Source organism: Halobacillus sp. A5 (genome assembly GCF_024189315.1).
Classification (GTDB): Bacteria; Bacillota; Bacilli; order Bacillales; family Halobacillaceae; genus Halobacillus_A.
In genome coordinates, this window is sequence record NZ_JAIZEO010000004.1 from 441,611 (window position 1) to 460,607 (window position 18,997).

22 protein-coding genes and 4 pseudogenes are annotated in these 18,997 nt (G+C 32.8%); 8 read left to right on the top strand and 18 right to left on the bottom strand.

What is annotated here, in order from left to right; all coding sequences use genetic code 11:
* Positions 1-499: 499 nt before the first annotated feature.
* The 5 genes from LF822_RS17325 to LF822_RS23160 all read right to left on the bottom strand — a co-directional run bounded on the left by LF822_RS17325 (position 500) and on the right by LF822_RS23160 (position 3,471).
* Positions 500-880: a hypothetical protein gene (locus LF822_RS17325; RefSeq protein WP_253925335.1), complete on the bottom strand. Its 381-nt coding sequence runs from the start codon at positions 878-880 to the stop codon at positions 500-502.
* A gap of 344 nt (positions 881-1,224) precedes the next feature.
* On the bottom strand, positions 1,225-1,860 hold the full coding sequence (locus LF822_RS17330; RefSeq protein WP_371925949.1) for an aminoglycoside 6-adenylyltransferase: 636 nt from the start codon (positions 1,858-1,860) through the stop codon (positions 1,225-1,227).
* Complete coding sequence (locus LF822_RS23155) at positions 1,824-2,108, bottom strand: aminoglycoside 6-adenylyltransferase (protein ID WP_371925950.1); 285 nt, start codon at positions 2,106-2,108, stop codon at positions 1,824-1,826. The genes LF822_RS17330 and LF822_RS23155 overlap by 37 nt, the downstream gene beginning before the upstream one ends.
* Positions 2,109-2,573: 465 nt before the next feature.
* Positions 2,574-3,032: a hypothetical protein gene (locus tag LF822_RS17335; protein ID WP_253925336.1), complete on the bottom strand. Its 459-nt coding sequence runs from the start codon at positions 3,030-3,032 to the stop codon at positions 2,574-2,576.
* Between the two features lie 103 nt (positions 3,033-3,135).
* Positions 3,136-3,471: a Spo0E family sporulation regulatory protein-aspartic acid phosphatase gene (locus tag LF822_RS23160; protein ID WP_371925951.1), complete on the bottom strand. Its 336-nt coding sequence runs from the start codon at positions 3,469-3,471 to the stop codon at positions 3,136-3,138.
* A gap of 448 nt (positions 3,472-3,919) precedes the next feature.
* On the opposite strand from LF822_RS23160, the gene LF822_RS17345 reads away from it, so the two are divergent.
* Together LF822_RS17345 and LF822_RS17350 are read left to right on the top strand one after the other, a co-directional pair.
* Positions 3,920-4,366, top strand: a complete 447-nt coding sequence (locus LF822_RS17345) for a hypothetical protein (RefSeq protein ID WP_253925337.1) — start codon at positions 3,920-3,922, stop codon at positions 4,364-4,366.
* 18 nt (positions 4,367-4,384) lie between these two features.
* Positions 4,385-4,636 (top strand): ribosomal protein L7/L12, encoded by a 252-nt coding sequence (locus LF822_RS17350; protein WP_253925338.1) that lies wholly within the window; start codon positions 4,385-4,387, stop codon positions 4,634-4,636.
* A gap of 104 nt (positions 4,637-4,740) precedes the next feature.
* Here the strand turns inward: LF822_RS17350 and LF822_RS17355 are convergent.
* Together LF822_RS17355 and LF822_RS17360 are read right to left on the bottom strand one after the other, a co-directional pair.
* Positions 4,741-4,999, bottom strand: a pseudogene (locus LF822_RS17355) (P-loop NTPase family protein); the annotation flags it as partial.
* Positions 4,942-5,229 carry a zincin-like metallopeptidase domain-containing protein gene (locus LF822_RS17360; protein ID WP_371925952.1) on the bottom strand — a complete coding sequence of 96 codons (288 nt, stop codon included), beginning with the start codon at positions 5,227-5,229 and terminating at the stop codon, positions 4,942-4,944. The gene LF822_RS17360 and the pseudogene LF822_RS17355, both read right to left, overlap by 58 nt.
* A 502-nt stretch (positions 5,230-5,731) precedes the next feature.
* Between LF822_RS17360 and LF822_RS17365 the strand changes: the two genes are divergently transcribed.
* Positions 5,732-5,905 carry a hypothetical protein gene (locus LF822_RS17365; RefSeq protein ID WP_253925340.1) on the top strand — a complete coding sequence of 58 codons (174 nt, stop codon included), beginning with the start codon at positions 5,732-5,734 and terminating at the stop codon, positions 5,903-5,905.
* Positions 5,906-5,948: 43 nt separating this feature from the next.
* On the opposite strand, the gene LF822_RS17370 is transcribed toward LF822_RS17365, so the two are convergent.
* The 5 genes and pseudogenes from LF822_RS17370 to LF822_RS17390 form a co-directional block, all read right to left on the bottom strand.
* On the bottom strand, positions 5,949-6,410 hold the full coding sequence (locus LF822_RS17370; protein WP_253925341.1) for a hypothetical protein: 462 nt from the start codon (positions 6,408-6,410) through the stop codon (positions 5,949-5,951).
* A 1,287-nt stretch (positions 6,411-7,697) separates the two neighbouring features.
* A pseudogene (locus LF822_RS17375) lies at positions 7,698-8,148 on the bottom strand (GNAT family N-acetyltransferase).
* A 71-nt stretch (positions 8,149-8,219) separates the two neighbouring features.
* Positions 8,220-8,660, bottom strand: a complete 441-nt coding sequence (locus tag LF822_RS17380) for an NUDIX domain-containing protein (protein ID WP_253925342.1) — start codon at positions 8,658-8,660, stop codon at positions 8,220-8,222.
* A gap of 51 nt (positions 8,661-8,711) precedes the next feature.
* Positions 8,712-9,548 carry an aminoglycoside 6-adenylyltransferase gene (locus LF822_RS17385; protein ID WP_253925343.1) on the bottom strand — a complete coding sequence of 279 codons (837 nt, stop codon included), beginning with the start codon at positions 9,546-9,548 and terminating at the stop codon, positions 8,712-8,714.
* Between the two features lie 206 nt (positions 9,549-9,754).
* Positions 9,755-10,584, bottom strand: a pseudogene (locus LF822_RS17390) (GNAT family N-acetyltransferase).
* Positions 10,585-11,227: 643 nt separating this feature from the next.
* Between LF822_RS17390 and LF822_RS17395 the strand changes: the two are divergent.
* Positions 11,228-11,362, top strand: coding sequence for a BA3454 family stress response protein (locus LF822_RS17395; RefSeq protein WP_253925344.1), 135 nt, complete (start codon positions 11,228-11,230; stop codon positions 11,360-11,362).
* A 151-nt stretch (positions 11,363-11,513) separates the two neighbouring features.
* Here LF822_RS17395 and LF822_RS17400 read toward each other — a convergent pair whose 3' ends face one another.
* The 6 genes from LF822_RS17400 to LF822_RS17425 form a co-directional block, all read right to left on the bottom strand.
* On the bottom strand, positions 11,514-11,642 hold the full coding sequence (locus LF822_RS17400; RefSeq protein WP_253925345.1) for an acetyltransferase: 129 nt from the start codon (positions 11,640-11,642) through the stop codon (positions 11,514-11,516).
* 38 nt (positions 11,643-11,680) lie between these two features.
* Entirely contained in the window at positions 11,681-12,091 is a 411-nt protein-coding gene (locus LF822_RS17405; protein ID WP_253925346.1) for an NUDIX hydrolase, read from the bottom strand.
* Positions 12,092-12,304: 213 nt separating this feature from the next.
* The gene (locus LF822_RS17410) at positions 12,305-12,820 is read right to left on the bottom strand and encodes a hypothetical protein (protein ID WP_253925347.1); all 516 of its coding nucleotides are present in this window, start codon (positions 12,818-12,820) and stop codon (positions 12,305-12,307) included.
* Positions 12,821-13,025: 205 nt separating this feature from the next.
* Positions 13,026-14,822, bottom strand: coding sequence for a M3 family oligoendopeptidase (locus LF822_RS17415; protein ID WP_253925348.1), 1,797 nt, complete (start codon positions 14,820-14,822; stop codon positions 13,026-13,028).
* Between the two features lie 204 nt (positions 14,823-15,026).
* Positions 15,027-15,551 carry a hypothetical protein gene (locus LF822_RS17420; protein WP_253925349.1) on the bottom strand — a complete coding sequence of 175 codons (525 nt, stop codon included), beginning with the start codon at positions 15,549-15,551 and terminating at the stop codon, positions 15,027-15,029.
* A gap of 686 nt (positions 15,552-16,237) precedes the next feature.
* Positions 16,238-17,146, bottom strand: coding sequence for a S66 peptidase family protein (locus tag LF822_RS17425; protein WP_253925350.1), 909 nt, complete (start codon positions 17,144-17,146; stop codon positions 16,238-16,240).
* 247 nt (positions 17,147-17,393) lie between these two features.
* Here LF822_RS17425 and LF822_RS17430 point away from each other — a divergent pair, with 247 nt between their 5' ends.
* The 4 genes and pseudogenes from LF822_RS17430 (at position 17,394) to LF822_RS17440 (ending at position 18,755) form a co-directional block, all read left to right on the top strand.
* Positions 17,394-17,750: a hypothetical protein gene (locus tag LF822_RS17430; protein WP_253925351.1), complete on the top strand. Its 357-nt coding sequence runs from the start codon at positions 17,394-17,396 to the stop codon at positions 17,748-17,750.
* Between the two features lie 261 nt (positions 17,751-18,011).
* Positions 18,012-18,173, top strand: coding sequence for a molybdopterin-binding protein (locus tag LF822_RS17435; protein WP_253925352.1), 162 nt, complete (start codon positions 18,012-18,014; stop codon positions 18,171-18,173).
* A gap of 70 nt (positions 18,174-18,243) precedes the next feature.
* Positions 18,244-18,471, top strand: a pseudogene (locus tag LF822_RS23165) (molybdopterin-dependent oxidoreductase); the annotation flags it as partial.
* A gap of 98 nt (positions 18,472-18,569) precedes the next feature.
* Positions 18,570-18,755, top strand: a complete 186-nt coding sequence (locus LF822_RS17440; protein WP_253925353.1) for a hypothetical protein — start codon at positions 18,570-18,572, stop codon at positions 18,753-18,755.
* The last annotated feature ends 242 nt before the right edge of the window (positions 18,756-18,997 follow it).

The following is an 18,997-nucleotide window of genomic DNA, read 5'->3' on the forward strand; positions in this document are numbered from 1 at the left end:
ATTTTTATATTGTAATTCCAAATTTATTGTTCCACAAACCTGTTTTGTCAGTTAAAAAAGCTAAATCTCTCTATTGAGCAATTGCCCCATTTACTTTAAAACTTGAATTCAAGATATGTTATGTATGCTCTTCGGAATGTTCAGTAGACTAAATTCATGGTAAACTCTCCCAGAGAGGAGGTATAATATGAATGAAGCAGTTAATTTCTTCCCAATAGTTGCTTTTATTCCAATCATCTTTTACATAGCTATCCTAATTTTTATAGTTTGGTTTGCGCTCACTATAGTTAAAACACAAAAGAGAAGAACCATATCCTAAAAGAAATATCAAATGGAATAAGAGAATTCAACATTAATAAAAAAGAATGACTCAGGCTGCTGTTGCAGCCTTTTTTACAAAAAGTTTTTTAAAACTAATTCTACCCAGCCGTATCCGCAGTAAAGTCCCCCGTTACTTTAAGTGAAATTATTCACAATCTTAAGTTGCTTTTAGGCTATTTTATTTTTTAAACGGAAGCCTCGGACTTTCGTCTTCATATATGGAATAAGTCCATCCTTCATTTTCCATTGTTGAACATTGGTTATTATTGCAAGAAAAAATATAGGTCTGCTCTTCAGTAAGGACACTCACCCCAAAATAGTAAGGGAATACTCCGCCTTTATTTTTATCAATACCTGTTTCAATAGCAATGATGTTCTCTTTTTCTGCTATATTCTTATAATCTTCACTTTCAATTGTTTTTAGAACCATTTCACTTAAAATAACCTTTTCTTCTGAGGAAGGTTCATACCATTGTTCAATCACAAGCCATTTTCCTAATATATACAAATTTACACCTAAACTTATTATCAATAAAGCAAGCACAATCTTTTTCTTCATATATCCCCATCCTTTATTTAAGTCTTCTTTTACTAACCTGCTGCGTTAGTTTAAGTGTGCCACTTCACAATCTCAATAGAGAGTAGGTTATTGAGGCACACAAATTGTGCAAGATAAGGACTTTTTAAGTCTCATACAGCTTGTCTCAAAACTCTTACCATTGTAAATCCGCGTTTTCCTGACGCTACCCCGACCAGATCATGAATAAAGGAAAGGCTGAAGTTCACTAATATGATCTTCAGCTCTTGCCCCCTTATCTGGAACACTTGAAATCAAGATAATCTCTTTTCGTTTTAACTTATAAAATTAATTCACCCTGCAAATTTAGCAGGGTGAATTAATTACTAGAAAATATCCTTAGCATTTGATGGTAAAGCCCTTACTTGAATCAAATATGAGGTCATATTTGAATCTTCATGAGTTGGATAACTAAACGAAAGGTTTTTTGCAATATCTGTTGCTATTTTCCTAAATAACTCCCCGGATTCAAATAATGAATCCCATAAATTTTCATAACCATCATCAGAATAAGTAGCTCTATACTGCTCCCAATATGGCTCAGGTAACTGTTTATTAAAATAGTTTCCCACTTTCCCAGTGGATAGTTCAAAGTTAGTATTCGTTCCAATCCACCATTCGACCATTTTATTCAATTCCTGTCTAACCACACAGTCCATCATGAACTTTGCGTATGGTAACTCCTCCCGCCATATACTTTTAGCTATATTTTGTTGACACCACCAAAAGTTGTTGCAGCAACTTAAATACATAGCCTCTGTTGGCCTCTTTACATGATAATCAATATCTGTAGGAGCAGGAATAGTCGGTAAACAGTTGTCCTTATCTAACAAAGGAACAGTTAATTTGTCACTCAGATAATTATGGTTCATATGCTCTTTCGTTTCGATATGAAGATCGATACGGTTACCATCCTTAAATAACATTAAGTAACCATAAGATTGCTCAAAATTAGCTTCCATTCCAAAGTTACGACTATTTTTTTATCAGGTTCCTGGAAGATAAGAATATCTCCGAAGTTGTGTATCCACCCTTTATCTTCAATAAAAGGTTTGGTCTCTTTAACTACATAAACAATATCGTAATCTTGAAAGATATCTTTTGGAACGTTCGGATTTGTCCGTGAGCCATTCATATAAGCAGCTCGAATTCTCTCATCTTCTTTTGCTATATTAATTATTAGTTTCATCATCTCTTGTTCTCTTCTCAATCCATTACCCCTCCGTAGGTTTTTATTTTTTTGAGTGATTAGATTCATAGCCTACCTTATGGAGGATCTCGTGAATGATATAAGTTTTTTCTTAATATTATTAAATCTTTTTTTCATACCAAATTTTCCTTTCTAAAAAAATTACGCCCTCTACTTAATGGTTTCAATATAAAAAACTAAAATCCTTCTTTACTATAAGTAGTTCAGCTATACTGGGCTCAGATTGAACATGAGTAACAAAAGAGTTTGATTTCGCAATTTCAGGATCCAAATTTATCTATAACCGCTAGAGAGTAAGCTTTTCATAAAATTATTGATTTAATAAACCTATTGGTCAATTTACCATTTACCATGCTCCCCTCCTAACAAAAAGAAGACCCGAGTTTAGGGTCTTTTGAAGGAGTGGTAACTTTCTTGAGGATCTATATTTTGTGATCGATAAAAAGCTTATATATTATTAAGTGTTTAGATAAACTTTCGGTTTAAAGACCAATATTCTTCCTTGAGTGTTTGTTTTGAAGCTCTTCTCTTGAATTGGTAGGCGGAATTTTGAAAGCTTTCATGCTGCTCAAGCAAAAAATAATCAGTTAGAAACTTGGGTTCTACTACCATCGCTTTTGTTTCTTCCAATAATATTAAACATAGTTTTATGTCTCCTATTCTTTCCTCCGATAGTGCAATAAGATATTTCAAATGTGATTGAGAAACTCCCCTGACTACTCCTTCTTTTCTTAACCTTTTAGAGGCCTCAATTGCCATTTTCTTAGAAAAAAATAAGGGGATAACATGACCCTCCATTCTAAGATAATTACCGTTCACACCCTGTTCATAACTTGAAGACTTCTCCATAATTGTCCAGAATGGTTCCCCCATGACAGATTCGTCAGGTATCGTTTTCTCTATCCATTCATCTCTACTTTTCATAAATATGTTTCTCCTTTCCTATATAAAATAATTGGATTACAGTTCTAAATTTGACTGTTTCTCAGAGCATCTATGTTGCAATATTTATTAGAAATTATACTGTTCACTTTCTAATAGAGGTAGTGTTCATAATAGGTGTGATACAGACTATTATTTTTCTAGCAAGGAAGGTGAACATGGCGAAGAGCAGCCTCCCTACTTCACGCCTTTTGTAATTAAGATAGACAAGTAAACAGATTATGTAGTTGCGTTTTACTGCTTGCCTACTCATAATGTGCAAATTTTGATTAAAGGACTCGTATAAATTCAATAGCTGATCCAACTCTTGGCTACATTTAACAGCCTCTTTACTTGTGAATCCCTTTTTCAAAGCTAAATTGATCATTTTCTGTCTTTTTTTATTTATATACTGCAATAGCCTTTCTTCTACTTTCTTCAAAATATAAAATCCTCCTGTTTTCTTAAAATAACATGAAATATATTATGAAGGGATTTAGTTTTAATTGAAATAGCTTAGACAACACTAGTCATGACTAGACAAAATCAGATCATAGAAAATTCCTTCCTGAAAATCATAGAAGTAATTTTAAAAGAGGAATTATACCTGAACGGAATAATAAAATTGGCGGTCATCAAACGTAATAAATCATTAAAAATAAAGAAAAATCTCCTACGGATAGACCGCTTATTTATTTGTTCTTTATAAGTTATTCACTAAAGTACTTTGTTAAAGGAAAATATTGTAAAAATATTACATTTTATTTAAAAAGGTTCGGAATCTTATGGTTATTTTTGGTAATATTACTAATACATTCTATTTCAGGGGAATATGAATCACTGAAACTTCTAATTTACTCTTGTCATTAGTACTTATTTTTATTATGGTAATGCCAAGCATTGCTAAAGCGAAAAATGAAGAGGAGACTGGTGTATTTACAGAAGAAGAAATGGAAAATTTAACACCATCTTTAGAGGCAATAGTGGAAATTCCTGATGAATTATTAGAATCAGGTAACTCTGAAGCTATCAATCAGTATTTTGCTGACCGAGGAATTGACTCTCACATCTATAATTCAGAAAAAGGAGATGAAGCTTCGGTAATTATGCAGACTCAAGGTTGGTGGGGATGTAGTTTAGCGATTTCCCAAATTCTTGTTATGAATGCTATACCTATTGCAAAGCTTGTTAAGATAAAACAATATGTTAAAGCATTAGGAGGCGTTAAAGAGACTGCTAAGTTACTAGTTGGAGCTACAACACCTGGAGAAAAAACAGCCGCATTAGTAGCAGAGCTCACAGGATTCACAAATGTTAAAAAGGCATGTAATTTATAATTGAAAGGAGATGAAGTTATGGGCACGGAAGTATCAATATTAATTATCACAGTTTGTGCCGTAGCTATTATTTGGGTTCTGCTAAGTAAGAATAAGAAACTTAATAAAATGGCCTATGAGAACATAAATATCGAATCCGAATTAGAATCTCATGTAAAAAACATGATTAGCAATAGTGAAAGTGAAGTTAAGGTTATTAAATCTGTTAGGGAAAAAACGGGTTTAAGTCTCCTACAGGCAAAACAATATGTAGAAAAACATAAAAAATAAGTTACTTTTGGGTAGCGAAAATTACTTATAAAATTAAAAGGCAGCAAGATTACTTAATAATTTAGTTAGGTAACTTGGTGCCTTTTTATTAGCTTAATTACAATTTAAAAATACTCCAGAGTGCGACTCTCGCACCCCGTTATGATAACTTGTTTATTATCAGGCAATTGTTCTAGTTTTTTAAAGTTTTTGGACTTTTAGTTTTAGGATAATCCCATATCCATTTTAAAAATCTAAATTAAATCTTTCTTTGAAACCTTCTCCCATATCGGGCCTTGTTTTGTTTCGATAATCTAACATTCTTTTCATAGCTCGGTACACACAGATTGTTCTGTGGATATCGAGGAAAATGATTGTATCTGAATGTACGAGGCACTGTTATCAATCGTTTGATTTTCAATGCCTGTCACTCCACACAACATAGAAGCTCCTAGTTCGGCAATCAATTCTTCTTTGCTATAGTTCTGACTGCCAAAACTAATTTTTCCGGTCACTCCTTCTCGATCTAGTCGATCTTTATGCCCTGTGCTGTGTACCATTTCATGAAATATTGAAGATTTGAAATTGGGATATAAGTTCTGAAGCTCCATCATATTATGTAGTTGGATATAATGGTAAAGCTTTATGGAGCATAATAGTTATTAAGGTCTTAACAACTTTTTACGAAAAAACTTGCAGGATAGACAACAAGCTATACACTCCCAGTAGTGTATAGCCTTTATTATGAAGAAAGTGCACCTTTAAGGAGAGTTTATAAACATTGGCATATCAATGTTTTGGTTAGGTTAGAAAGTGAGTAAAAACAAAAAACATGTAGCACTAATTAACGTGAAAATCTTGATAAAGGGATAAAGTCAGGAAAATAGATTTTAGACTTGTTAATTCCTATTTTCCTGACTCTACCTAAATATGATATTATGGTATTGATTTTATCCCACAGTGGATAAAAATCTATCACTACAGATAATAAGTAAACTTTCTTTGTTTTAAGTTTTTTTCATTTGAGCACAATGGTTCTCTCGTGGTATTTATTCTTCTTCAAATACTTGTATACAATAACAGGTAAAATCTATAGATAGTTAGGGGTAATGGGTTTTGAAGGTGATGCTCTATTCAATTGTTTTTACGGTTATAGCATTTTTTATTACAGCTTTAATTGATTGGTCTTTTAAAGAAGCTATCACAACAGGTAATCTTTTAAAGTATCTCTTATTTTTTGTTGTTTTGTTATTTATGTTTTACTTTATTGAACGAAAGAATAAACAGTAAATAAAAACCCTGCATACTAAAATGTATGTAGGGTTTTTATAGTTTAGTAAGTTCCCATGGCTGTAGGACTTCCATTAGGTAACCAGCCTTTTTCTCCTTTATCTATGTAACCAAAATAATAAGGTTGTTTGATATAGATACCTTTAGCGTTGTTTTTCTCAATTGTGTTTAATTGTCTTTCAAACTCAGCCATATCTTTTTCAGCCAGTTCAGTTATACCTGTGCCTAATCCGTAGACACTAACTGCATATGCTCCACCTTGTAGAGCGTTTTTAGCTTTTGTCCCTACTGCACCTGAAGCAAAAATACTAAACGGTTCAATTAAAGATGTTGCCTTTTTTTCCGTGTCTAATTTGCTTTGAATTTCCTCTGCAGAAATATAAGTTGTTATTGTTTTTTTGTCATGCAAACTTGGGGCGGCACTTACGCTGTTTACTCCTATAAAACCTAATGCTAATACAAGCAAAAATAATGTTTTGGTTGTTCTCTTTAAAGATATTCGCATTTTATCCCTCCTACACTTAAACGTAATCATAAATACATGTACTCTGGTATCAATTTTATTCGGGTCTCTATAATAATAATTTTTATATTAAATTTCCCCTCCAATAATGTTAATAATTGTAATTGTAATTAAAATTTTATCAACATTACAAAAATAGTAAATAAGGAATAAGTTAGGGGGGTTTTTATAAGAAAATAAAAACATTAAATTTTTTGAAACATGATTGGTAAGAATAGCATTAATTTTCATCCTTTATATGGAAATTATTTTTTCGTTTTCCTATCTCTTGCGGTGATTTTTAGATCATATTTTTTTATTTGGACTCGAAAGCGTAAAATGCGAACCTACAACAATAAGAACACCTGACTCAACCCCAAATTAACCCTTTCTAATTTATGATATATTACCATTTATTTTTAGTATTAACCAAGATGAAAAAGGATTTAACATGGTTAGTTAATGTTCCAGACTCTACGAACACACGTGACATAGCTAAAAGGAGTGTATTTTAAAGATCTATTCTTTTTTTTGTTTCCAGCTCTTTTGCGCTATCTAATAAAAATAATTTGGCCAATATGATAAGCATTATGGGTAGTTTTAGTTTCAAAAAGTAAATCATCTCGACTTCAATTCCACTAATCTGCCCAAAACATTAAGAAGAGGGCAATTCTTCTGTTTCAGAATTGCCCCCAATAACGGAAGATTTAAATTCAAGGTAATATTCCATCACTATCTCTTGTACCTTCTTCTTTAAGACACTTTCTTTACCCTCTAAAATGATGATAAGTAGTTTTAAATAGATAATGAACTACCATACAACTTCAATGTGTTAGATATCTTAACGTTTTTATTTTCCTGCTGTCTTTAACAATTTGTGACTTATTACAAGTGAGGCAGGAAGGCAAAAAATCACAAATATTGTTAAACCAATTACATCTGCAGCAAAACTATAAGGTATAAATTTGTTATAAATAAATCTAATGATTCTAAAGAATCCGTATAACACTACACAAGCAATTATAAAATATAGTATTTTGCCGGATATTGTTTCCATTAAACCCAACTCCTTTAACGCAAAGTCTATCAAAAACTATTTTTAAGAAAAATAAAATTCAGTGGATTATTTAATAAAGACTGGGCAATACCTCATTCTTCTCTATTGAAACTTCTCATTCTACACATAGGTTTTACCCATAAAAACAAGTAAAAGGAGCAAACCTTTTTGTTTTAGACTTGCTCCCGATACAGGAAGACTTGATTTCAAGATAATTATCAAATCGTTATTAATTACCGATGCCCATCTACTCGAGCTTGTATGTATCCATAATAGGCGCATGTTCCATTTTGAGATAAATCTTTAACGTCAAAACCACATTTTTTGTAAAAACTAAAATTATTAGAAGAGGTATGGGCAAACCAATCACCATGGGGAAGTTTTTGAACACATAGTTCAACAAGTTTCTGTCCAATCCCTTTACCTCGATAATTTGAAGAAACAACTAAATCCATGATATTAGCCGCCATGATTTGGTCAGAAATAACCCTTACCATTCCAATCATTTTATCGTCATCCCAAACAGGTAAATGCCCAAGTAGAATTATCAAACATGAGAGTGAATTTTTCCTTTTGCCAACTTGGGGTTTCTCTTACCCAACCTTTAAATAATTCTTCAACAAATTTACCAGGAACACCTTTTACACCTTCTCTAATTACAAGACCATTATAATATTGATACATATCCTTCCCCCTTTTCACTTAAAAACCTTAAGCTTTTTAAAGAAACGCTCCCTTTTTTGGAAGACTTGAATTCAAGATAACAGGTACTGTCTAATTATTTGAGTGAGTCCATCTGGGTAAATAAATTCATCTCCATGCAGAAATTTATTCATAGGAATCCAAAAAGCTTTAGAAGTTTGCGACCCTTCTTTCACTTCTAAATAATGTTTGTCATACATCCATTGCTCTTTTAAATCTACAAGGTAGATTTGGAAGATTTCATGTCCAACTTCACCATTTACTTTGAATATGTTTTCAAGACAGGTTATATAACGTGGATTAAGTACTTCCGTCCCTAATTCTTCTATAAATTCTCTATTTAGGGTTATATCTGACTGCTCTCCAAATTCAATCGTCCCTCCTAAAGGTCGAAAGAATTTCCCTTCTCCATTCGAATGCTTACCTTTAAATTCCTCTAGTAATAATAGATCTTCCTTAATTACTAACCCTAAAGATTTTGCCCTTGGATACATCAGACACCTCTTTTCAGTTAATGGCCTTCCCCCTACAAAACGAAGTAATATTTATAAAACCATGGCTACAATTTTATTTATCCAATCATTGTTTTCGCTTATTTCTAGCCTACTACAAATAGAGCTATGGACATTTTTAAACTCCCGTACAATATTATTGATAACATTCATGATTTCTATTGAATCCCTTCCACAATCCCAGCTTCTAAGAAGGGATAGCTGCCAACTTTCTAAACAGCCTCTACCACCTTCATATTTAGTCCAATCCCCAAAATTGTTTGGTTGAATCCCTGCGTTCATGTACCAACCAACAACTATAGAAATTCTTAAACTATCCATACATTTAAGAGCGTAATAATACTCTCCTCTCATTAACCGCCTATATGCCTCATGTAAATTCGCGAAGAATTTAGTTCTCCAAGCTTCAAATTCATCAAGCGAGGGTTCATAAGTCATTTCCAGTGATTGTTTTTGAACTGTCGAGATGATCGAGTTGTGATCTTTAACAATCTTTATATTTTTCAACCACACAGAAGGCTGAATATCCTTTGGCTTATAATAAAAAGTGTCCACCTTTATGAAGCTATCATAGTGGACCACAGTATAAATTGATAAAGGGTGAGCATCTTCAATAAAAAGAATATTCCCCCACATTTGAGGGCGAGTTTTTTTGTTAGAAATGTAAGTCCCTATTTCTTCTGGTTTCACCACTATTCTTAGATCAATATCTGAATATAAATCCGTATTGCGTGATCCTATAGAACCCCCATAGAAAAGGGTTAAGACATGATCATCATTAAGTAAATCTTTCTCGATAGAATCCATTAAATTCTTTCGAAATTTAGGTAATTTTTTATCCCTTTCCTCATGTTTACTTACAAATCCCACACATTAAAATCAACTCCCTTTTTACTCTTGTAAGTAATATTCAATAAAATGTCCTGTTATCCCTTCTTCACCAGGCGTACTAAAACTAGAAAGAGCTAAATCTTATCTGGTCTCTTCAGCTCTCGCCCCATTTACAGGAAGACTTGATTTCGAGATATTAAAGCACTTTTATACTAATTAACCGTCAATTGAATAGCACATTAACCTTAATCAATCGGAAATATGTACACGAAATAATTTAAATAATTCTCTAATCCAATATTTTTAGCAATTATATTGGAAGGTTTATTTGCCTCCTCACAATCCCAATATGGAATCATACCCTTACTCGCACAATCTTTCACAACGAAGTGGGCTTCTGACCTAATTTATTCCCTTGATGTTCCTCTATTGTTTCTATATCTATACCGTGAACATTTTCAGCTACAAATCCCGAAAAACATAAACTCACAATCTTATTTTCGTAGGCAATACAGTAACCAATTCCCTTTTGAAAAAAACTCTCAGGAGAAGACCAGAATTCTGATATTTTAGAGCGTAAAAAGCCTATGTTTTCAAAAGAATTTTTCTTATCCTCAAAAAGCTCTTTATTAATTTTTAACACATTATAATCTTGACTAATCGAAGATTCATTATTATCTCTATAATGACTATTATTTTCCAATGTATAAACCTTTTGATTCGATTTCTGCATGTGACGATGTTCAAAAACCATCTCTATCGTCTTATCCCATCCAGAATGATTACCAATGGCTATAAAATTATTTAACCCCAGCTCCTTTGCTTCAGGAATAATTAGCTTATCAATAAAATCATTTATATAATTATTAAATACCTCATTTTCTTCATCTCCAATAAAGAAAAAACCATCATTATTACCCAACCAAATAAGTCCTGTTTTAGGAAAATCGGTCTGATCTACAAATATTCGACCTGGGTTTATCCCTTCTATTACCGCTTTAACTTCTAAATGTCCCCTATCATTTATTAACTCTTCGCATTTATAGAATTCAGTTTTCTCAAGTTCGCGAATCATTTCAAACACTCCTACTCCTTCGTTAGTTTTCAACCACTGTAATTATGAAACGGGGCAACCATTTTCAAGATTTGCTCCCGTTTGTTTAAGACTCGAAATCAAGATAATTAGTTTACTTTATACCGAGTTTTACAGATACATTGACAGTCTCTCTATACTCCTCAGAGGAGGAAAAATTGTTATTTTATGCCATTTGAATAGATGTTCTGTAGAAGGTATAGATTTCCATTAATAATGTTTAGTATGATCAAAACGAATAGTGGATCCATAAAATTGCTTAAGGTACCTATATAAGATAATTTCGGCTTATGAAGAAAGGGTGAAGATTTTGAATAAAGTAATTTGTTTTAAAGGCTCCCCTTATTACGTGGTAACCGAAGTCGATTCTTACTATTTTTGCCTTCGACTTAATCAACAGTTAAAGCCAGATCAAAAATTTGGCATTTCCCGAGTAAAGATACCTAAAAAGGAATGTGAAATGTACAAAGCATAAAAACATGTTCTTATTTTATGCAATGAACGAACTTCTTTATAAGAAGATTACACTTTGAACAGTAAATTTCAATAAACCTTTACGTAAAATCTATTAAAAATTAAAAAATCACATTTACAATATAAGTATAAAGGAAGGAGGAAGAACAAAATGTACGAGTATATAATCAACGTAACAATCAAGGGAAAAATTTATCAAACCAATGTAATAGCTTACAAAAACACTTCAGAAAAAGAAGTATATCAAATTGCAAAAGAACAAGTCTTGAAACAATGGGCAAATTAAACAGTAACATTGGTTATTAATTTCTATGAATACCTGACTTTTGAAATTTGGTATGTATTACAACATCTTCTAAATAAGCCCTAAACTTTCCGTCTGAAACAGCCCTTGCAAAGCCTATAAGAAGATCTCCATTCCACGCACAAACGGATATTTAGCGTTCTAAAATATTCTCTATATCCTCTTCTTTTCTATTTTCCCACCAACCTGCCTCACTATAAAGCCTCTTAAGTTCAGCTGCTTTTATTGGTTTTTCTGTATAACTTTTAACTTCCATTTCCATACTTTCACCCGTTCATATTAAGATCCCCCAAAGCGCTCTTAACCTTGGATGGTATATGGAGCAGACGATTTAAGCAAACTTTCTACCCCACCAGCATGGTAAGGCATTAGTTGGTTTGCGGTATTTATATCCATCCACTTAATATCATCTATCTCATCTTTATGTATTATTTGTATAGCACCTTCTACAATTTTCGCTTTGTAAGTAATGAATAGAGCATGATGGCCCTTGCTTTCAAAAAACGCTTCATTTACAGCGACTATGTTTTCAGTTTTTATTGTTAAATTTGTTTCTTCCTTACTTTCTCGCATTGCTGCTTGTTCGAATGTTTCACCTTTTTCAACAGCACCGCCAGGAAGAGACCAACCACTACCTTTATTCTTCACCATCAAAACTTTCTGTTCAATTCTATTAAAGATAAAGGCGTAAGCTACGTCGACTCGTTTCACTTCAAATCACTCCTACTTAATACATCTGTTTCCGGCTAAATAATGATTGTTTATATTCAGCAAACGCTCCCTATTGCTGAAGACTTGAATTCGAGATAAGTTTTATATTCGTACATAAATCCATATAAAAATTATTCAGTATCCATATTATAAAAGTGGTTGGTACATTCCCTTGTTGAGTTGTTCGGCGTAAAAAAGGTGTAGAGGGTGGCCCTACACCTTTTTTCTAACACCTTTTTGTTTAAGGTTGTCTTGTACTTCATCTATTTTGCTGCTTGGCTTTATTTGATAGATATATTTATTACTGTGTATATAGATGTAAGGGTCGTTCCTTACAAAGAAAGTTACTTCATCCCAAGCATTCTCTTTTTTAGTTTTTTCCTTATGAATAACTTGGATGGAAGTATCAGTTAAATAGGCTTCCTTTCCACCTATAAAATCGTCCTTTTTCTTTAATAGTGCTTTTTTATTTCGTTTTTTTATAAGTTTGAACGTTGCAAAAAAATAGAACCCTAAACCAAACGTATACAAAAAAATATATGCAAATGGACTTACTAGTGCTTCAGGGTTAATAATTTTATAAAATACCTGAGAAGATGTGAGTAAAACTATTCCCACTATAACAATTAAAATTTTCCTTACTCGCTCGTTCTTGCTATGTTTTAAGAGATTTTCTATATATGGGTCTATATCTTCGGTATTGGTAGTGTAGTTTAATTTGATGGACATAAGACCTCCCGTAAGATTGATATAAAGTACACCTGTGGTCAATATATTAAATTTTATCATATGACGTTTTCATTATTAGGCTTTATAAACACATAGGAAAGATTAGATATGAGGATCAGTCTTTTAAGCATTAGCCCCAGATTGTTTAATACTCGACATCGAGATAATAGAATAGTAACGGTCTTAATTTAAACCATCCACCACTTTAAGACTCAGTTAATTTAATGAACTCTTTTACATCTTGTACGCATAATTCCATCCCTTTTTCCCAGAATTCCTCTGAAGTAATATCTTCATCTAGGTGTTTCATAACTAAATCTTCCACAGTCATACTTCCAGAATCACGAAGTAAGTTTAAGTAATCTTCCTCAAACTCTTTTCCTTTCTCTTTTGCCTTTGCATAAATGCCTAATGCAAATAAATAGCCAAAAGTATAAGGGAAATTGTAAAAAGGTGATTGGGTAATGTAGTAATGAGGTGTCCAAACCCAAGAATATATAGAAGGTTGTTCTAGAGAACCATCATACGCGTCGTTTATTGATTCTTCCATTAACTGATTTAAACGTTCTGCTGAAACCACACCATCCATACGTTCTTCGTAAAATCTTTGCTCAAATAAGAATCTTGAATGAATATTCATAAAGTTCATTACACTGCGTTTTAATTTTTCATCCAGTATAAATATTTTTTCTTCTTTTGTACTCGCCTTTTCCATAGATGCATCAAAAATAATCATTTCTGCGAAGGTTGAAGCCGTTTCAGCAATACTTAAAGGATAACGTTTATTTAAACCGCTCACAGACTTCATGGCGTGATTATGGAAAGCATGACCCAATTCATGAACAAGAGTTAACACATTTAAAAAAGTTCCGGTAAATGTCACAAAAATTCTAGATTCACCCGTAATGGGAAAACCCGCACAAAACGGAATAGGAGACTTATTGGGACGATCTTCCGCCTCTATCCAGCCATTATTAAAAGCATGGCTAACGAATCCTTCTAATTCGCTTCCAAACTGGATAAAATGTTCGGTTATGAAAGTAACAGCTTCATCGTATTTTATTTTTTGCTTACTCTTTGTTATCGGTGCCCAAAAGTTATAAGCCTTCATGTGAGAATCGCCCAACGTTTCAGCTTTTCGTTCCAGATAATCCGAGAATGGTTGTTTATATTTACTGATTACTGACCACATCGTATGTAGCGTCTCTTCCTTCATCCTGTTCTTTTTCAAAGGGTCTTCTATTACACTTTGTATCCCACGTTTATTATTTACTTTTAAACGAAAACCAGCAATATGATTTATTATTTTAGCAAATAATTCTTCTTTCTCTTTCCATATAGATTCTAATGCATAATGAGCTTCCTTACGTACTTGTTCTTTAGGGTGTGACCGCAAGTTAATGGCTTGTCCAACAGATAGATTTTCTTGTTTTCCATTAATCTTAATATTTACGCTAAGACTACTTACTAGCTCATTGTAGAAATCCCCCCAAGTATGGTAACCATCAACCATTAAGTCAGAAATTAAGTTTAGCTCCTCTTCTGACAAATTCCCATCTGCATTTTCCCGCCATTCGTTTAGAATAAATTTATAATTTTGTAATGCTTTGTTTTCTAATAACTTTCCCCATATATCTTCCTTTGTATTTGATAATATTTTCTTTACTTTAGATAATTCATTTTCAAAACGAGAGTCTATTTGTGCAACTTTTCCTCGTAGAATTGCAGCTTCTTGATCCTTTGGATTTTGTGCAAGAAGACAAGTGATAAACGAATTAGCTTGCGATAGGTTCAAGCGAATGTTACCGATAATTTCTACTACCTGTAAAACTTTAATTCCTTCATTTGTATCCAGGAGAGTAGTTAAAGATATAACACATTTTTCTAGATTATGTACAAGATCCTCTAAACGATTGATATGATCTGAAAATTGACTTGATTTTCCTTCTCCCTGAAAAAGATTATCTAAGTACCACACTTTTGGATAATTGGCTCTCTCCAAAAAATCCCCCTGATATATGTATTAAAACCGCTAAACACAAACGCATGTTCTTATATTAACATATCATAGAAGAAAAATTTATAAATTAAAAGAACATTGGCTAACAAAATCAATGCCTCTTTTGGCTACTTTTTAATTACAAGAGAGACCGTCCATATTGAACAATCGCCCCAGTTTGCGTAAGATTCAACTTCAAAATATTTTTCATAAAAAACCAGTATTTAAAAGCTCGTTATCTACTTTTGAATTATTCCACGATATCTTCTCTAATAAATCTCTTAAGGTTGGTTTGAGTATGGTCTTTGGAATATCAAATATTTGGGAAAGCTCATCTATTGGTATGCATAACCTATATCTTAGTAATAAAAGAAGTCGTTCTTGGGTGTTTAACGTCTCTTTAGTTTCATTAATATTAACCTTTTCTTGTAACACAGAATCGGATTGTATATTTAATTTATTCTGATTAACTTCATTCCTATAGTCAAGGGCATGCTTGACAGTAATAAGATAAAGCCAAAGCGAGAAATTTTCATTTGTATCGTATTGATTAATGTTGTAATGAACATAAAGAAAAACTTTTTTTGACACTTCTTCTGCCAAGACCACATCTTTGATACCAGTCATACATATTTCATATACTGTATGTTTATAGAAATTAACAATTCTTTTGAAAGCTTTTCTATTTCCTTTTTTCACTGAATATATAACCCGTTGATTTATCTCTTCCAACTTCATTCCTCTTTTTATTAGTAATAATTCCTAACACATACAAAATCTAGTACATTTATAACTTTAAAGCAATACATTATTAAATATATTTATTTCTGTGTATTTTATTTAAGCTGATCTTTAGAAATCCCCTTAAAAAAACATATAAAAAAGCGAATCTTTTATTTAAGATTCTCCCCAGATACGTGAAGACTTGATTTCGAGATAAGCAACTGGCTAGGCCACTATATAATAAGAGCACAGTGTCCAATCATCTTTTTTATGAAACATTAATCTACTCAAACAGTTAGGTAAAGTTATTGATTAATTGGAAACCATAAAGTATTCCACTTATAATTACCCCTTGTATTAATGAAATAACAAGCAAATTCTTAGAAGCTTTTTTGTGTTTACTAAAATATTCATTCACTATTAGATTAATGAAAAATAAGATTGCAACCAAAAATAAAAAATAAATAATATTCCACATAACAATTCTCACCTCATATGCTAATAAATGCGGTAAATCACTGACTTAAATAATAACAACTATATCATTCCAGTTATTTCAAAACGTCTTTGGTTATCATTATTGAACAATAGCTCCCAATTGTTGAAGATTCGAATTCGAGATAGGTTATTTAAAGTCTATCACTTAGATGAAAGGCATTTCAGTTGTTAAACATGAGTTCAACCTTATAGATTATTTACATTACCCCCGAATCCAGAACCAATTGAGGCGGAGAAGTTGTGAGTTTTGCATTTACCCCAATCGGTACACCATAATTTGGCTGGCAATGACCAAAGTGAAAATTCCCAACCACAGGAAAAGGAGCACTTGCGAAGAAGTTTTGAAGCACTTTTCTTAATTTCAAATCTCCATCTGATTCCACTTGAAAGTTACCTAAGACTACACCTTGGACTTCATCGAAAACACCTGCCTGTTGCAGATGAGTAAGCTTCAAATCAACAAGAAACGCTGGTTCTCCAACCTCCTCTAATAGTAGAATTGCCCCATGTGTATCTACTTGATAAGGTGTACCCAATCCATTAGTTAGTAATGTTAAATTCCCTCCTACTAAATGACCTTCTCCTGTACCATGAGCTAGCGTATTTAGAGCCGATTTGTGAGAATCATAGGTCATCCCTACTTTTGTGAACAAAGGTGAAAAAGAGGATTCTGTCTCCTTTGTTCTTTGTTCGTCATTCAGATCGGAAGCCACCATCGGACCGTGGAAAGTAACCAGGTCTGTCGATTTTTGAATGGCATTTAGCAGATATGTAATGTCACTATATCCCCAGAATATTTTAGGATTACTTTGTATTTTTTCGTAATCGATCATAGGAGCAATTTTTGCTGTTCCGAACCCTCCATTTGCACAAAAAACACCGCGGATAATAGGATCACAAAAAGCCTCATGTAAGTCAGCCACTCGCTTTTGATCGACAGCTGTAAAATCTTCTTCTAAATCGAACACATGGCGTCCAAGGACGACTTCAAGACCCATTTTTTCTAATACACGTTTTCCTTGAATAAGGTGTTCTTTATCTGGTGGTCCGGCCGGGGCAATAACTGCTACCCTATCCCCCTTCTGTAAAGCACTTGGTTTAATCATAAGCTTTCCTCGCTTTCTTTATTTCTGAAATTTGTAGTCGTTATAGTACTCTTTCAACTTGAATTACTATCTTAAAGAATAGCCCCAATTAACGTAATAACGAATAGAAACAATATATGTTTCAACTATTATCAAAACAGTGAGAAAGAACCTCGGATTTAAGTTAAACTGTATCCACCTAACTCTCTTCGAACTTTAGATGGTTTTCTGATAACCTTTTAACATACTTAGTTTTCAGGAGGAAAATATGCTTAAGCGAAAATTCAAATCGAGTTTGTTAACATTAATGTTATTTGTAACGATCTCATCCATTGTATTGCCTATCATGGGGGACTTTTCATCAAGTTTTATGATTTATTTAATATATATGTCTATCGGAATTTTATTTGGTGCATCATTATCATTAATTATTGAAATCTACGTGAAAAAATTCTGGTTGAGGTTTGTATTTCACCTTTTGATTTTAATTCCTGTTGCTATAATCCCACCTTTTTTGATCTTTGCACTTCCAATTGCAATTACATTTTTCTTAATTGATGAAAGTATCAAAAAATATAATAAGAGACAAAGTCAGAAAAAAATGTATAAATGCAAAAATGCATGAAATCAAATTCAATTCACCTCAATATATCTCGAAATCAAGTCTTCAGCAAATCTGCCCTATTCTTGAAGACTCAATGTCGAGATAATCATCCTGTCACTTAATAACAATTATTTCAAAATCAACCCTTTGCCACATGCATCTCTTAGAGGATATAGAGGAAAGTAAAGCCTGATAGCCTTGCTTCAATTATAGAAGAAAACTATATAGAAATTGCCTGAACCAAGCTAAAGAGATAGCGAATTGGGGACCAGGCACTGATCTGTGACTACGATGCCTAATGTTACAGATGTTGATGGTATAGTGGACCAGCCGCAATCTTGGAATTGGAAGCAATTTATCAACTTGAAGCGTGATGTGCAAGTTTCCAACTTTCATTGTGTGACCGGCTGGAGTGTATATGATGTTACATGGGAAGGGATCTAACTTAAAGATTTGCTTGATCAGCGGGAATTAATGATGAGGTAAAGCAAGTAAAACTCTCAAGACGGCGTTTACACACTCTTTCGAGTTAACAGGCCATGGACAAAATGTCATGGTCGCGATGCTGATTGACGGCGAACTGATTGAAAACCGGAACAGAGGACCCATACACCTCATTGTTCTTGACATGTATGCGTATAAATCAGTTAAATCGTTAAACCATATAGAGTTAATTGATTATGAACATACAGAGTATTGGGAACAAAGAGGATATAGTAAAAATGCTTGGATTAAATCATAATTTTAATTAATTTACCAATTATTTATTTTCTGTTTATCCCTCCTTTACATGTACAAGGTATATATGCAGTGTACCCTATTTGAAAGGAGACTTTCTATATGTTGAAAAAATGGATGTTAGCTCTAGGTTTGACTTCAGTACTTACATTGGGAGCTTGTGGCGACGGTGAAGATGAGGAAGACATGGAGAATGGGGACCAAACAGAAGAACAAGACTCTGGTGAAAACAGTGACATGGAAGGCGATTCTGGTTCTGAAGGATCTGACACGGAAAGCGAAGAATAACCCTGCTTGCTATTAGAAATAAAAAAAGTTATATTAAAGCTCATTATTGATAGTAGAAATAAAAAAAGTTATATTAAAGCTCATTATTGATAGTAGAAAAATGAACTTCCATATCCTTGGAAGTTCATTTTTAATATTGTCTTATTAAACTAATCCTAGAATTTTTATGACCAACACAATCTTTCGATCTCGAGATAATCGCCCTGTCACTTAATAGCAATTATTTCAAAATCAGCCCTTTG

Excerpts from the sequence above, each read along its gene's own strand:
- LF822_RS17400 (WP_253925345.1), bottom strand. The coding sequence starts at position 11,642 with ATGGAAATGGAAGTTAAAAGTTATACAGAAAAACCAATAAAAGCAGCT.
- LF822_RS17410 (WP_253925347.1), bottom strand. The coding sequence starts at position 12,820 with ATGTCCATCAAATTAAACTACACTACCAATACCGAAGATATAGACCCA.
- LF822_RS17430 (WP_253925351.1), top strand. The coding sequence starts at position 17,394 with ATGCTTAAGCGAAAATTCAAATCGAGTTTGTTAACATTAATGTTATTT.
- LF822_RS17325 (WP_253925335.1), bottom strand. The coding sequence starts at position 880 with ATGAAGAAAAAGATTGTGCTTGCTTTATTGATAATAAGTTTAGGTGTA.
- LF822_RS17370 (WP_253925341.1), bottom strand. The coding sequence starts at position 6,410 with ATGCGAATATCTTTAAAGAGAACAACCAAAACATTATTTTTGCTTGTA.
- LF822_RS17425 (WP_253925350.1), bottom strand. The coding sequence starts at position 17,146 with ATGATTAAACCAAGTGCTTTACAGAAGGGGGATAGGGTAGCAGTTATT.
- LF822_RS17345 (WP_253925337.1), top strand. The coding sequence starts at position 3,920 with ATGCCAAGCATTGCTAAAGCGAAAAATGAAGAGGAGACTGGTGTATTT.
- LF822_RS17350 (WP_253925338.1), top strand. The coding sequence starts at position 4,385 with ATGGGCACGGAAGTATCAATATTAATTATCACAGTTTGTGCCGTAGCT.
- LF822_RS17360 (WP_371925952.1), bottom strand. The coding sequence starts at position 5,229 with ATGATGGAGCTTCAGAACTTATATCCCAATTTCAAATCTTCAATATTT.
- LF822_RS17440 (WP_253925353.1), top strand. The coding sequence starts at position 18,570 with ATGTTGAAAAAATGGATGTTAGCTCTAGGTTTGACTTCAGTACTTACA.
- LF822_RS17335 (WP_253925336.1), bottom strand. The coding sequence starts at position 3,032 with ATGAAAAGTAGAGATGAATGGATAGAGAAAACGATACCTGACGAATCT.
- LF822_RS17395 (WP_253925344.1), top strand. The coding sequence starts at position 11,228 with ATGTACGAGTATATAATCAACGTAACAATCAAGGGAAAAATTTATCAA.
- LF822_RS17330 (WP_371925949.1), bottom strand. The coding sequence starts at position 1,860 with ATGGAAGCTAATTTTGAGCAATCTTATGGTTACTTAATGTTATTTAAG.
- LF822_RS17380 (WP_253925342.1), bottom strand. The coding sequence starts at position 8,660 with ATGTATCCAAGGGCAAAATCTTTAGGGTTAGTAATTAAGGAAGATCTA.